Raw genomic sequence first — 14,089 nt, 5'->3', positions numbered from 1 at the left:
CACCCCGCTGCCGACGTCGCGCAACTCACCCCCCGTCTGTGGAAGCAGCACTTCGCGGCCAACCCCCTGCGATCCGATCTCTTCGAAATCTCGAAGTAGTCAAGGACGCTCGTCAGTTACCGCTTACTGGCGCCGTGAAGCATGCCCGTGATCTGCATGATGCTGTCTCCGTGGGATGAATCGTTATGACGGAGATACTGCAGAAAGCGCCTTTCGGAACGCTTTCGCTCCCGATCAACGCAAGATCACGTTACAAATGGGATCTTCCCCGCATTTTCCGTAGGCGAAGAACGACCCCGAACGGCGGATGCGGCCACCGGTCAGGGCGAATTGGGGACAGACCACGTTTTTCAGTGGCTGTGATTTCGCGCAAAACTCACACAACGATCTGTGGTTCAGGCGGCGGTGCTCTTCGTGGTCGCCCCGCTTTACCCGGCTGGGCCCGGCGCCCCAGCGTGGGGGCCACCTGTGCGCCGAAAAGCGCTGTGCCGAGCGCGAAATTGCCATTCGTCGCCCGTCGAATCTCGTCGACGATGCCAGGGTCGAGATTGTGGCGGAACAGTTCGCGATAGGCTGCCTGCCGCTCAAGCGCATTCGGGCCGAGCGTCTCGAAGACTTCGTGCGGAACCACGAACGTGCCGGACTCGCCTTGGGCGTTGGCGCGGTAACTGGACCACGGGTAATCGGCCGGATGGACGACCATCCCGGCGCGCACGGGATTGAGCTCGATATAGCGCTGACAGGCCAGGAGATACCTGTCAGATTGCGTTGGGCAGGAGCGGTAGCGGCCTTCCCAGAGGGTGCCGCTGCGCCGGTAAGTTCGGTTGATGTACTGCACGTAGCGTTGACCGAGGGCCTTCATCATTTCGCCCGGCGCTTCGGCACGTGGGGCTGAGACGAGCAGGTGAACGTGATTGGTCATGAGGACGTAAGCGTGGATGCGGCAACCGGTCGTTGCCGCGTACTCGTCGAGTCAGCCGAGATACCGACGGTAGTCCTCGTCTGCGTAGAAGCAGGCCTGCCGGTTATTGCCGCGCTGGATCAGGTGAAGTGGAACGTGAGGCAGGGACAGGCGAGGGCGGCGCGGCATGGCGGTGAGCGAAAGATGTGGAACGCATAAATGCTACACGACTCCTCGTTCATCTTCGTGGAAATCGTGGTCTGTCCCCTATTTCCGCTATTTCCGCGCAGGGTTAGGCATCGCGTTCACCTTTTTTATGCTTGGCATCGCCTCGATTTTGGTGCTTGTCCAACGGTTCTTCGCAGTACCTTATGACAGTTCTACTGCGTGGGTCGGTCACTATTTTTATGTAGTAATTCCGAGCCCGATCTATCACCTGTGTCAATGTGTTCCACTGGCCAGAAAGTCGAAACAGATCGTCCCCGGAAATCAATTCATAGAACGGCTTCTTTATGCCCGGACGGTTGGCCTTTGCAGCGATCTTCGACTTCGCTGAAACGGAGGATTTCAGCTTCAACTCGAACGCACGGATAAAAGAGCCGCACTTCGGACAAGGTTGTCGTTCCGCAATAGGCGTGGATGCCGGCTCCCTTAACTCAAGCTGGCAATTGCCACATTTAACGGTCGCGTGTTCGTCAGTCATTACGGTGCCGAACGTCCGTGTTGACCGCCGGGTTGGACGACAACCCGTTACCGGGGGTTCTGCGAGATAACGACATCAGCTAGATCATTCTCCACGAGGGCGCAATAGCCACTTGATAAAGATGGCGTGAATTCCAAACACGAGCCCAAAGACGAACGAGAATACGAAGAACCAAAATGCCATGAGCCCCAAAGTGTCAGCGTCGCGTGCAAACCATAAGCCAGCAAGCATAGACGCAGACAACGTAGGAAGGGCAAAAGGTCGAGTGGTCTTGTTTGCTGAGAGGCGAATAAGAACCCCTAATAGGCCGATACCCGCGATACACGATGTAACTGAGAGCAGGTTTGCGCTCACTCGACTCCACCTTAGTGCACGATCACATTTGTCAAGTCCTTGACCACCCACCTAGTTTTTCGTCGCTCAACTGTTAAGAGGACAAGATCGTTCGGTGCGTGAACGAACTGGAATGCTGCGACTACTTCGTCGCGAAGCTGATTAGACGACTGACTTCTGATTACGGTGATACGATGCTCAGCCGTGATGGGGCGGAACATGTGTTTCCAGTCGGGCACTTGAAGAGTTCCGGAGAAGTCCCGTTGAGACGATAAGATTCCGTGGCGCGCCTCATTTACCGCCCCATGATCTGGAAATGTGAAGCTCCGTAGGACGCGCGAGAACACTTCTCGGGACACGGGGGACCTATTGACCGAAAGTTCAGTGGCGAGGAGCTCTTGCATCAGATCCGTTCGTCCTCTAATCCATTCCTCCAGAACATGCTCTACGGCCTGCACCGCTTCCCTGGGCGCTGCATTTTTCTTCAAGAACTCTTCAAACTGCGAATTCCTAACCCCTGCTGCTTGCATTTCTTTTCTTTCTTCACGAGTTGGCGAGCCCTGAGGCGGTGACAAGTCTAGTCGTTGGCCAACGTAGTGCGTCCACCCATTGTCGCCGGCTGGTAGGTTCGTTTCCGCTGCAATTGCTCGAGCCTGCGGTACATTTCTCTTTGTAAGCCATCGTTCCTTTTCTGTCTTCGTCTTGGCTCTAACGAACTCTCTAACATCACTCTCCAATGAAGACCAGCTCGCTTCACTGCCGTAATCCTTCTGCCTTCGCTTCTTGAGCTTGAGAACGTACTCGTAGCTATTCTTCGCCATCTCCATCGCATCAGACTCGTACTTGTACGTAAGGTCGGGATCATGACTGTCCGGCCCACCCCGCGCTTTAGAGTGGCTCCAAACCCAGTCATCGGGACAAACGACCAGCGTTGACGCTTCACCCTGATGGGAAAAGGAGTCCTGGTACCCATGCAGCGAGCGGCCAAAACGATAATATAAATCATCTGAGTCTTCAGACTCATTTGCGCGCTCGGAGATGTCCTGCGTGGCATACTTCCCCCCTGCGTGCACCGGCCGACTCCGCGGATGACGTGGTACTGCATCATTTGATCTGAAGTGCCGATCTCGTACATCCCGGGAAGCATCTTCGATGTTCCCGCCCTGTCCCGCGCAAACGGATAGAAGAATCATGTGAGTCGCGCTGATCCACCCCTTGTCAGTTTTCTGATTCCCGCGCGCGATCTCGTTCGCTTCATGGTGCCCAAACCCACCCCTTGCGGCGAGCCAATATGAGAGACCGAAATGAACATCCGTTTCGTATGCGAGGAGCGGGAGCGGAAACAACAGGCAAACGATAGATAACGCTAAGATAGTTGCATGGTTACGCAGTAACCTCATGTATCGCAGTAATGCAATGCGCATAATAGTGACTACCATATTGTCGCCCAACGTTAAGCTTCAGCCGACGGCAAAAAGCGCAGCTTTTTGACGGTCGGCTGCAAGCGCTTGTTAGCCGTCGCTACCCCCATATGATGCGCGGTTGTGGGCATTGAACTGAAGCCGGGGGCTTCATGCTTTCCACTAAGCCGCCATACGCAAGGCCGCCCGGTAGAACAGCAATTAGCACAACTGAGGCCATTGAAACAATTGCACCACGGAGAGTATACGGTTTGGCCCTTCTTCTGATTTTCCAGAGAAGTTCTGGTCCTTGAATCTTGAGAATTACGCCAACGAACAGGCACATGGCGCCAAATACAAAAACGAAAGTGCTTGTCTTGAATTCGTGCATAGCAATGTAGATGGCTATCCCAAGCATTGTGCCGCCGAGCGCTTGATAGAACCCTACCCAAAGAAAGGCAAAAAACATTAGAGTGCGCCACACGGCACGAGCATAGCGCTTACCAATAGTATTCTCGACTGGCTTTAAGTGTGGTCGCAATAAATATATCGCCATTAGGATAACGGCGACAAAGAATAATAGAACCGTTTTGCCTGAAAATACGAATTGCAAAGCGCATCCGGCTCCACGATTTCCTAGGTTTTCTGAAATGTCAAAAAAAGAAATTCCGAACCATCCAAGAAATGCATAGAAAAAAATGGCGCTAACTACAAGCGATTTGGAGGCGCGTTGATAGCGCAGTGCTCTTGCGTCGATGGGTGTGATACGAAAACCCAATAGTCCAACGGCTTTGTTGATGTAGGTAAGCATAAAGGATGGCTAGCGATTGACGTTAGGGGCCGCCGTAGCGGCGAAGCCGCGAAGGGCACCCACAAGCGCAGCTTGTGGGTGGTGCCTCTCGTCCAAATGGTTAGCCATTTTCGCTAAGCCACTGGCCGAAGCTTTCCTTTGCAACATTCGTGAGAATGTTGGCAAATATTTCACTGTCACCAAGGTACAAGCAATGGCGAATAAGTGTGTATGGGTTGAGTTTGTCATTTGGGTTTGCTTTCTCAAACCATGCTTGATAGCGCTTAACTTTTGAAATGTTTTCCCGCATGTAAAAGTTAAACTTACCCCTGCTGATATCTGGCTTCATGTCAATGATTTCTTGAGTAAAACCATCGACCTTGTGCGCTTCAAACTCGAATCCGTTGAAGAAGTGGTTTGCGATCTTTAGAAAACTAAATGCGTTTAGGCTCGAATATTTGAACTTATCTTCAATGGGTTGGCTTTGGCTTTCGTCTGTTTCTTTTTGAAGCTCTTCTTCGGAGATTTCTTCTTTCTCAATCTCCTGAACTGTAGAGTCTCTGATTTCGCGAAACTCCCTGTCCGCGAGTTCAAATAGCGCGGCGAGGGTGTTAATTCTTCGCTTTAGTCTCGTTGGTATGGATTTTTTGTACTTGATTTTATGATCTAGAACGCTCCACGAATCTTGGATGATTGTTCTGATCTGTACTTCGAATCTATATTCCGAGTATTTACTGTATTCGGGCAATGCTTTTCTTGTTTCGTTGAGACACAGGTCCAAGTGTAGGCCCTTGTAGCCGAAAGAGCCCTCTGTGTTTTCTATTTGGGAAATCTTGTCGGTTCTTTCGACAACCATGAAGTGCTCAGACAGACATTGTTCAATTTTTTCGATGTCATCTTCGTATAAGCAAACCACTCTTAGCCCAATCAGGTCCGTGATGTGGTCACGTATGGTGTACGGCGTGGAACTGGACTCGAGATCTGTTCGATACTTCAAGTTGAACTTCTTGATGCACTCCTCGCGATCTTTGACACGCCCGTCAATTTTTGAAATATCTATCGATCCGGCGTGAATCAACAGTGCATTGATGAGTGCAATAAAGGAATCCTTCGCATCCTCAAGTAGTTGATGGCTTGAAGTATGAAACTCACGAAATTGGGTCTTCTCGGCTTCAAAGTCGAGCGATGGCATGAGTGACTCGCCTTGTAATGGCTAACGTGAAAATAACCGGCCTGCGCGGCTTTTCGCGCAGGTCCGGTTGATTGTCGGGTTAGTTTTCTTCTCGACGCTCTTTCGGGACGAAATTCCAGTGTTGATCCACATACAAGGCTCCCATGATTGCCCCAAATTTGCCGATACTGATTCGATCTTGTTGTGCAACCTCAACGATCGACCAGTCGTAACTAGCCTCTGGTCGTGCAATGTAAACGAATGAGCCTTGCACCAACTGCCTTGGCTTTTGGTAGTAGTCAGTTAGCGTATAGCTATATGCATCAGATGCATGAACAACAATATCGCTTAGCCCATTAACTCTGTGGACGATATATAAGAAGTCATTGTCGTCTGCTGGATGATCAATTCGCCGCCATGACGCTACTTTTGTATGGTTCGTGAGTGATCTTTCAAAAAATTGAGGAATGGTGTAATAAAGATCGCGTCCCATCGCTAAATTACCTTCTTACGTTGCCCAATCTTAGATATGAATTCCGCATAGGAATCAGACTCTAGTTGTGAGAAGACGACTGTATGCAACCTCAAGTTGAACTTGGCGAAGAAATCTGCCGCCACCTGCTTCCAGAGATCGGATTGGTGTCGCACTTCCGAAATATCGCTTGCAGGTGACTTGACCACCAAATCCACATCCGACGTCTCCTCTCCAAATAGCGCACTACCAAAAATGTGTGCTTGCTCGACCACGTTGAGCCCGTCGACCCGCTCGCGCAGCCACGCGGCATATGCCTGAACCTTGTTTGTTCTACGGTTCGCTCTTGCGCAGTAGGCCGAAATCAGGTCAGCGAATTCGCGGGGAAACTGATTTTCTCGATAGTCGTAGCCAGGGTTTTTGCAGTGATGCTCAAACGCTTCTATATGAGAAACCATCTTCTCAACCAAAGGCTTCTCTACCGCGCTAATTTTGTCGAGCGAAGTTAGGATATTCTTTATGTTCTGATTATTTGGACATATTGTGTCGCGCCGGAGTTTTTGCCACGTGCTTGGATCGTGGCGTATATCGCCGGTCGAACCTGCTGAAGAATTTGGACCGAAACTTAGGAAGATGCGGCGGTTCTCCTCCATTAGTTTTCTGAGGTCTTTGGCGGCAGCCGATAGATTCTTATATCTATTCTTATCGACATTCGATAAGAATTTCAGCTTGTAGAAAAACAAACACGATAGAAGTACGAGTACGATTCCGAGAGCGCTGAGCGCTACATCAGCTCCAGATGAGAGCTCCAACTTGATCCGTGCCTCTGGACGAATGATTTCGATACTACCGGCAAGCTGAACTAGACGCTGGTACCCAATCAAAGCAAGCCCAGCAATCAATAGGGTCCAAGTGAATTTCCATTCGAAGGCTGGGTTTATAAGTCGATTCAACTTTTCGAGAAGAATCGAACGTAGAGATAGGTCGGTCGCCATGGCGCTGGAGAAAACTAACGTATGGTCGACACCAAGTGTCGTCCTAAAAGTGTTATCGGACACGTCGCATAACATGACATGCCACGTAAGTGATTGAAATGCAGTGTAGCACTTGCGAATCTGCATGGCATTGCGTCGGATAACAGGGTTCGGCCGTGCGTAGCGGGCGGCGGCAGGGTCGGACGAACGACGGCAGGCCGTCGTGGCAGATCAGAAGATCTGCGCGCCCAACTGATCGATGAGCGCCGCCGGATCGACGTCCGGCACCTCGAACTCCAGGTCATCGAGCGAGACGTCGAACGGTTCGCCTTCGCGGTAGGTGACCGGGAAGCGCACGCCGAATTCGAGGCCGGAGCCGAGTTCGACGGCGGCGAGTTCGAAGCGTTCGTCGTAGAGGCTGGCGCCCAGTACCGTGACGGCGACGTAGCCGGAGATGTCGAAGCGGAAGCTGGGTTGGGCGTGCAGGGCGGCTTCGGCGTCGATGGCGAGGCCTTGCGAGGGCATCCAGTCGATGTGCACGGTGGCCTCCGCGGCGCCGGAGATGCCCAGCGCGCCGCCGATCTCGAGGCCGCCGGTGGCGCTGGCGCCGGTGATGCCGAGGCCGACGCCGGCGCGGGCGGCGAGTCTCAATCCCGCCTCGGCGGGGACGTTGGGAGAAAATAGGGGACAGACCACGATTCTCTGTTTTGTGCTGAGTCCGTGAAATAGTGGTCTGTCCCCTATTCCGTCCTCATCCAAGGGTGAGCCGATGTCGATTCGGCTCACCGGTATTCAAAGCAGTGTCCCTTCCGTGCCGCCCGGTGTCGCCAGCCTGACCTCTGCGTCGGTGAGCGATCCGGCAGGCCCACGCCACAACAGTCGCCCGCTTCGCGCAAGGCAGCGCAGCCGCCACGCGAAGAACATGTCGCCGAGAAACTCGTCGCAATCCCACAGCGCGGACCCCACCGCTTGGCCGGCGGGCTGCCAGTCCTCGTCGCACTGCGCGAGCAGCAGTCCGTCGTAGTAGTCGTCGCCGTGCTGGCTGATGCGGCCGTCGGCCCAGCGTCGTACGCCGGAAGCGATTGCCGCGTTACGCTGCCATTCCTGCGCAAGTCGAGCGATTTCCGCGGCCTTGAGGGGCCGCGCCCGGCTCGAGCGCCTCGACGATGCGGACGTCCGTGGCCGTCGGTGGCAATACCGCACACAGGCGTTGCAGCCACAATTGCGAAGAGCTATGCGCGCCGGTCCAGATGAACACCGTGCCGTCCCGCGCCGCCTCGGCAGCCTGCCGATAGCGTGTTTTGTCCTGAGTCCGTGAAATAGTGGTCTGCCCCCTATTTACTATTTACTCGTGCTTGACTCGGCCGGCTATCGGGTGTCCCCGATGCCGTTCCGAAAGGAGGCCGCGCCTTCGGCAGGACACCGGGGCGGTGCACTGTTCGCGTCCGAACCCTCCGATTCGATCGGCAGCCCGGGGCATTGGCACTGGTAGGGGATGCTCGAGGACACCCACGTTTGCCACTGGCGCTCGCTCATGTTGTGGTTGAGCTTGGCACAGATCTCCTGGCGCCAGCTGGCCGGCGCGGGCCAGAGCCGCAGGTTGCCGTCCTTGTCGACGGAGACGATCTGACGGCCGTCGGCGTCGAAGCCCACCCCGACGAGGGAGTCGGCGTGTCCGCGGAGGGGGGGGCCGAGAGGATCGCCGCTGGCGGCATCCCACAACCTCAAGCTGTTATCCCAGCTGCCGGAGCCGAGGGTCAGGCCGTCGGCACTGAATGCAATGCTGGTGACGCCCCCTGTGTGCCCCTCCAGCGGACCGACCAGCGTCTTGCCGCTCTCCGCATCCCAGACGCGCAGGCTCCCGTCCTGGCTGCCGGCCGCGATACGGCGCCCATCAGGACTGAAGGCGAGACTCAGGATGGGATTGCGGTGTCCCGCGAACGAGCGGATGTGCTCACCGGTCGCCGTGTCCCACAGGCGCGCGGTCTTGTCCCGGCTGCCAGTGGCAAGGAGCCGGCCATCGGGGCTGAGGGCGAGGCTGGCGATGGGGCTGGTGGTGCCGGTCGAGATTTGGCCGAGGACGCGCCCGCTGTCGCGATCCCACAAGCGGACCACTCCGTCCTTGCCGCCGCCCGTGATGCGGCGGCCGTCGGCACTCAGGGCCAAGGCGACCAGCGGGGTAGCACCATCCGCGACCAGCGCGGCGACATGTTCGCCGCTGCGGGCATCCCACAGGCTGATGCGGGTCCTGCCGACGGCGGCTGCCACGAGACGGCCATCGGCACTCATCACCAGGGTGGCCGGCCGCGACCCGGACTGCGCCAGCGGCGTGGCGAGGCCTTGGACGACTTTCGCATCCCACATGCGCAGGGTCTTGTCCGCCCCGCCGGACGCAAGGAGCTTGCCGTCAGGGCTGAAGGCGACCTTCATCACCCCGCCCGGGTGGGCGGCGATGGCGGAGCCTTGGGCGCGGCAGGTGTGTGCGTCCCAGGCCCGCAGGCTGCCATCCCAGCCACCCGAGACGACGAGCCTGCCGTCGGGGCTGATGGCGACACCCATAACGGCACCGGAGTGGCCTTTGAGCTCGCACAGCGGCAGGCCCTCGGTCACGTCCCATATCCGTACACGGCCATCCGCTCCGCCGGAGACGATGCGCCGCCCATCGGGGCTGAAGGTCACGCTGGCGACATTGCCGCCGTGGGCCTGGGCGCCGCCGCGGGCAGCAAAGCGCCGCCCCGCATCACGTCCGGTCCGGGCATCCCACAGGCGCAGGCGGCCGTCGGCGCTACCCGTGACCAGATGGCGGCCGGTCCGGTCGAAGGCCAGGGCGGACACCGGAGCCTTGGCACCGTGGAGCAGGGCGAGCAGCTTTCCGTTCGCCGCATTCCACACACGCACGTCCCGGTCCCAGCTCGCCGAGGCCAGCAGGCGGCCATCGGGGCTGATCGCAACGTTGTTCACTCCGGTCGGATGCCGCGCACGCAGCAGCTCGCGGCCGCTTTCGGCATCCCACAGGCGCAGCGTCGTGTCTTCGCTTCCGGAAACGATACGGCGGCCGTCCGCGCTGACCGCCACCATCCACACCCATTCCGCGTGACCGGCCAAGACCGGCCCCATCGTCTGGCCGCTTTGCACGTCGCGAATCCGCAGGACGTGATCCGCGCCGCTACTGATGATGCCGCGGCCATCGCCGGTGAAGGCCAAGGCCACCACCGTGTCCTCCATGACCATCAGCTTGCGCTCCCGATGCCGGGCCCATCCGGCGAGAAGGCTCGCCCCCACCGCGGTGTTGTCATTGGCGAGGCTATCGGCCGCAAGGGCCTGCAGGAGGGCACGGTCGCCGCCTTCGGGCAGGGCCCCCGCGAACATGTTCTGTGCATCGGCCGCGAGGCGCAGGGCGGTGGCACGCAAGGTCTGCTGATCGGCCGTCCGCGACAAATCGACTGCTTCCCGGAACCAATGGTCCGCATCGGATGACAGCCGGTTGGCTGTCCATGCGAACCAGCCGGCCAGACCCAAGAGACCTGCAAGCAGCGCTCCGGCCACGCGCTGCAAGCGGCGCCTGGAGACGTTGCGTGCCCGGTGTTCGCGCGCGCGCGCCAGCCGCTCGTCCCTGGTCTGGCGCACGACGCCCACCAGGCGGTCGTGGATCAGCTCGATGCGCGCCACGCCCTGCTGCTGGTCGATGCGCAGCAGGTGATGGTGGTCGGTCAGCGTGGCCAGCTCCTGTTCCGTCAGGTGGCCTTCGGCGAGGGCCGCTTCCCTCGGGTAGCTGCCCCGATAATGCTCTCCCTGGATGAGATGGGTCTCGATGAAGTCCGCCACCCGTTCCGGCATACCCTCGAGGGCTTCGGCGAAAAAGCCGCGCAGGATGTCGCCACCGGCACTGGTGACCAACGTGGCGTCGATGCGGCCGTCATGCACTCGCCGCCGATTGAGGCGAGTGCAGCACAGGCTCAGCAGAACCGGTTCCACGTCCGCCGCCCCGCCGTTTGCCTCGAGGTCAGTCGGCGCGACGAAATCGACGATCTTCGCGGCGACGCCTTCTCCGAGCACCGCCGTGCCGGCCCGTTCGGTGGCCCCGATGGCCTCCGCACGCGTCATCGGCAGCAGTCGCAGGCGATTGCGCAGCAGTGTGGGCACCTTGTCCTTCCAGCTTTCAAGCTCGGGCAGGAAATCCTCCCGGAAGGACAGCACGATGCGGTAGGGTTGAGCGTTGATGTCCAGCACGGCACGCCGCTCGCGCTCGCCCAGCGCGGTTGCAAGTTCGGTGGGAATCCGGTTCTCGATGAGGTCGGCCAGCTCGTCGAACACGGCGCGGATGCGCTCGCGGTCGCTGCCGCTGCGGGAAAACAGCTCCTCGAACTGGTCCAGCACGAGGACCGGGATCAGCGGATAGTTGTCGGCGCTCCAGATCTCCAGATCGCGGCGGTGCAGGAACTGCCATAGCCCCTCGCCGGGTGCGCGTGGCGGACATTCCGCGCCGATGCGGGCGATTTCCTCCTCCAGTCGCCGCGCCGCCTGCTCCAGCGGCGGGCAGGGCGCGTGTTCCGAGAAATCCAGGCGCACATACACGGGGAGGTAATGTTCGGCGCGCAGCAGCGGGAACACCCCGGCTTGCAGCAGGGAGCTCTTTCCCTGGCCGGATTTGCCATACAGCGCGGTCACCGGGGCCACGCGAATGAGCCTCAGCAGACTTTCGGCGGCATCCTCGCGGCCGTGAAAGTAGGCCTGCGAGGCTTCGTCGTAGGCGGCAAGCCCTGGCCAGGGGTTGTGGGCATCGAGGCCGGATCGGGCTCGGGCGCTGTCCGTGGCAGGGGTGGAACGGATTGCGCTGCAGACGGCACGCGGCATTTCGAGAATGGCGACGCTCATGATGGCCTCATGCGGCGGTCAGGCATTCGCGCGGACGCCGGGCGTCCCGCACCAAGGACTTCAGCTTCGCCAGCAGGCGCCCGTCGGGCACGCCCTCGGGGGCATGGCCGAAGTCCAGACCGCCCCAGGCGCGAACGGGCTCGGCGGTATAGCGTTCCGGTTCGTATTCGGCGTCGACGATCACCGGCACGATGAAATCCCGGTTCATGGCCTGGAAGCGCTCGTTGGCCTTGCGCCACTCGATGAAGACGAAGGCTTCGTCGCGCTGGTCGGCGGCGGCCGACAGCAAGGGCAGGAAGTAACGGCAGCCCCGGATGCCGTCGAGGATGCGATCGGCAAAGTCATTGCCGGGTTCGATCGTCTGGCGATCGAACCACACCTCTCCCTCGGCGAGGCCAAGGCTGAGCAGAGCCTCGAGAATCGCCTCGGCGCGCGCCTGGTCGGTGGCACGGGAATAGCTGATGAAGAACAGCGCCCGGGAAGGCACGTCGGCCCTTGGCAAGATCCCGACCCCCGTTTCCGTGTCGTCCTTCTGGCGGCTGTCCTGGTCGGCCTTCCAGCGGCGGTACAGCTCGGCGACGAAATCCGCGGGACGCTGCTGGGCAATGATCTGCGTGCCCTTGCTGTAGCTGCGCAGGAAGCCGCTGAGGCTGGATTCGGGCTCTTGCTGTTCGACCATCCACTCGCGCTTGGCCTTCAGCGACAGGCGGTCCTTACTGGTCAGGCGCAGGAAGAAGCGGCTCAGCCAGTCCGGGAAGTTGCAGCCGATGAGCAGCAGGTTGCGATCCAGGAGTTCGCCGAGGAAGCCGGTGGGCACCTGGCTGCCGCGGGACATGATGTTGTGCGCATACTCCAGCACGTCCTCGTCGTGGATGGCGAAGAGCTGGGCCGGGCGGGCCTTGCCGAAGAGATAGAGGAGCTGCACTTCGCCGGCGCGCCGGGCCCAGTCGGCCGGCAGGTCGCGGCTTTCGCTGGTTGGCAGCTTCGGCGAATGCACGATCTCGTTCACCGCCCCGCGTAACCGCAGACAGCGGGCCAGCAAGCCGTCCGGCGTGAGGGTGACGAACAGGCGGAAGTCCGTGATCTCGGCCAGTTGTCGAAGCGGCGCCGGGAGCACGGCGTCACCGGTCGCGGACAACTCCTGGATTGCCGCATCCACATCGCCATAAAGCTCCTCCGGAGACGCGTCGGTCAGCCTGAGCCGCGCGACGGCCGCGTCCAACTCGCGGAAGGGGGGCAGGTCGGCGGGATCAACGTCACAGTCGTGCATGGCCAGGAGGCGTTCGGCCACCCTGCGCTGCAGCGACTCGCGCCCATCGGGACCGACCAGCAACTGGGGCCCCAGCACCGGCACCACATAACCGTCACGGATCTGGCTGATGAGTCGATTCCAGGCAGCGTCGTTCATGGCTCGTTCTCCTTGTGACTTCCTCGGACGTCGATGGCGTGACGCCCAATCCGGATCGCACCATCCGAGCTTCGAGCATCGAACGTGCCAGCGCCCGAGAAGCCGTGCATTGCCGCGACCAGCAAGGCAGATAGCCAATCACCGGCAGCCTGGGAGGTGGCTGCAGATGCGAAAAGGAGTCGGTATGTGATCGGCGCAGACCAACAGATGGTCGATCGGTGTTTGTCACTTCACGACAGGAGCTTCCGGTGGGGGCGGCTCAGAAAATCTGTGCCCCAAGCTGATCGATGAGCGCCGCCGGATCCACGTCCGGCACCTCGAACTCGAGGTCATCCAGCGAGACGTCGAACGGCTCGCCTTCGCGGTAGGTGACGGGGAAGCGCACGCCGAATTCGAGGCCGGAGCCGAGTTCGACGGCCGCGAGTTCGAAGCGTTCGTCGTAGAGGCTGGCGCCCAGTACGGTGACGGCGACGTAGCCGGAGACGTCGAAGCGGAAGCTGGGTTGGGCGTGCAGGGCGGCTTCGGCGTCGATGGCGAGGCCTTGCGAGGGCATCCAGTCGATGTGCACGCTGGCTTCGGCGGCGCCGGAGATGCCGAGCGTGCCGCCGATCTCGAGGCCGCCGGTGGCGCTGGCGCCGGTGATGCCGAGGCCGACGCCGGCGCGGGCGGCGAGGCGCAGCCCGGCTTCGGCGGGGACGTTGAGGTGGGCGTCGCCGGTGACGTGGGTGTTTTCCTCGTGCGAGGGGTTGTATTCGATGCCGACGCGCAGCTGGTCGAGCGCGCCGGGGCCGATGCTGGCGTTGGCGCTGAGGTTGCCGCCGACTTCGGCGACGACGCCGGGGACGATGGGGATCTGCGTCGACATGCCGAAGAGGCGCTTGTCGTATTCGAGCTTGGAGAAGATCTCGAGCGAGCTGGGCAGGGCGATTTCGCCGGAGACGGTGATTTCGCCGGCGGGATCGACGCGGATGCCGGCGGTGCCCTGCAGCCACGGGGCGATCTGGATGGTCGCGGAGCCGCTGCCGTAGACGACGATGGGGGCGTCGGGGCCGCTGGGGGGGC

10 protein-coding genes and 2 pseudogenes are annotated in these 14,089 nt (G+C 59.7%); all 12 read right to left on the bottom strand.

The genetic code is table 11. The features are described from left to right. Positions 1 to 376: 376 nt before the first annotated feature. Positions 377 to 958, bottom strand: a pseudogene (locus GPA27_RS25890) (transposase); the annotation flags it as partial. 235 nt (positions 959 to 1,193) lie between these two features. Then, positions 1,194 to 1,604 carry a hypothetical protein gene (locus tag GPA27_RS25885; RefSeq protein WP_169143314.1) on the bottom strand — a complete coding sequence of 137 codons (411 nt, stop codon included), beginning with the start codon at positions 1,602 to 1,604 and terminating at the stop codon, positions 1,194 to 1,196. A gap of 365 nt (positions 1,605 to 1,969) precedes the next feature. Then, the gene (locus GPA27_RS25880) at positions 1,970 to 2,764 is read right to left on the bottom strand and encodes a hypothetical protein (RefSeq protein ID WP_169143313.1); all 795 of its coding nucleotides are present in this window, start codon (positions 2,762 to 2,764) and stop codon (positions 1,970 to 1,972) included. A gap of 694 nt (positions 2,765 to 3,458) precedes the next feature. After that, on the bottom strand, positions 3,459 to 4,148 hold the full coding sequence (locus tag GPA27_RS25875; protein WP_169143312.1) for a hypothetical protein: 690 nt from the start codon (positions 4,146 to 4,148) through the stop codon (positions 3,459 to 3,461). A gap of 100 nt (positions 4,149 to 4,248) precedes the next feature. Beyond that, positions 4,249 to 5,319, bottom strand: coding sequence for a GTP pyrophosphokinase (locus GPA27_RS25870; protein ID WP_169143311.1), 1,071 nt, complete (start codon positions 5,317 to 5,319; stop codon positions 4,249 to 4,251). Positions 5,320 to 5,398: 79 nt separating this feature from the next. Then, positions 5,399 to 5,791 (bottom strand): hypothetical protein, encoded by a 393-nt coding sequence (locus GPA27_RS25865; protein ID WP_169143310.1) that lies wholly within the window; start codon positions 5,789 to 5,791, stop codon positions 5,399 to 5,401. A 2-nt stretch (positions 5,792 to 5,793) separates the two neighbouring features. Beyond that, the gene (locus GPA27_RS25860) at positions 5,794 to 6,891 is read right to left on the bottom strand and encodes a hypothetical protein (RefSeq protein WP_211165244.1); all 1,098 of its coding nucleotides are present in this window, start codon (positions 6,889 to 6,891) and stop codon (positions 5,794 to 5,796) included. A gap of 84 nt (positions 6,892 to 6,975) precedes the next feature. Further along, positions 6,976 to 7,395: a hypothetical protein gene (locus GPA27_RS25855; RefSeq protein ID WP_246261483.1), complete on the bottom strand. Its 420-nt coding sequence runs from the start codon at positions 7,393 to 7,395 to the stop codon at positions 6,976 to 6,978. A gap of 141 nt (positions 7,396 to 7,536) precedes the next feature. Next, a complete protein-coding gene (locus GPA27_RS25850; RefSeq protein WP_169143309.1) occupies positions 7,537 to 7,947 on the bottom strand; it encodes a DUF3658 domain-containing protein in 411 nt (136 codons plus the stop codon). Between the two features lie 165 nt (positions 7,948 to 8,112). After that, positions 8,113 to 11,619, bottom strand: coding sequence for a WD40 repeat domain-containing protein (locus GPA27_RS25845; RefSeq protein WP_169143308.1), 3,507 nt, complete (start codon positions 11,617 to 11,619; stop codon positions 8,113 to 8,115). 7 nt (positions 11,620 to 11,626) lie between these two features. Continuing rightward, the gene (locus GPA27_RS25840) at positions 11,627 to 13,027 is read right to left on the bottom strand and encodes a toll/interleukin-1 receptor domain-containing protein (RefSeq protein WP_169143307.1); all 1,401 of its coding nucleotides are present in this window, start codon (positions 13,025 to 13,027) and stop codon (positions 11,627 to 11,629) included. A 259-nt stretch (positions 13,028 to 13,286) separates the two neighbouring features. After that, a pseudogene (locus GPA27_RS25835) lies at positions 13,287 to 14,089 on the bottom strand (DUF4157 domain-containing protein); the annotation flags it as partial.

Origin of the sequence: Aromatoleum toluolicum (genome assembly GCF_012911005.2) — a bacterium.
GTDB classification, from domain to species: Bacteria; Pseudomonadota; Gammaproteobacteria; order Burkholderiales; family Rhodocyclaceae; genus Aromatoleum; species Aromatoleum toluolicum.
The sequence above is the reverse complement of the archived record's forward strand: the minus strand, read 5'-3'. Positions and strand labels throughout refer to the sequence as shown.

Coding starts and splice junctions, on each gene's coding strand:
- GPA27_RS25860 (WP_211165244.1), bottom strand. CDS start 6,891: ATGCAGATTCGCAAGTGCTACACTGCATTTCAATCACTTACGTGGCAT.
- GPA27_RS25845 (WP_169143308.1), bottom strand. CDS start 11,619: ATGAGCGTCGCCATTCTCGAAATGCCGCGTGCCGTCTGCAGCGCAATC.
- GPA27_RS25875 (WP_169143312.1), bottom strand. CDS start 4,148: ATGCTTACCTACATCAACAAAGCCGTTGGACTATTGGGTTTTCGTATC.
- GPA27_RS25865 (WP_169143310.1), bottom strand. CDS start 5,791: ATGGGACGCGATCTTTATTACACCATTCCTCAATTTTTTGAAAGATCA.
- GPA27_RS25870 (WP_169143311.1), bottom strand. CDS start 5,319: ATGCCATCGCTCGACTTTGAAGCCGAGAAGACCCAATTTCGTGAGTTT.
- GPA27_RS25885 (WP_169143314.1), bottom strand. CDS start 1,604: ATGACTGACGAACACGCGACCGTTAAATGTGGCAATTGCCAGCTTGAG.
- GPA27_RS25880 (WP_169143313.1), bottom strand. CDS start 2,764: ATGGAGATGGCGAAGAATAGCTACGAGTACGTTCTCAAGCTCAAGAAG.
- GPA27_RS25840 (WP_169143307.1), bottom strand. CDS start 13,027: ATGAACGACGCTGCCTGGAATCGACTCATCAGCCAGATCCGTGACGGT.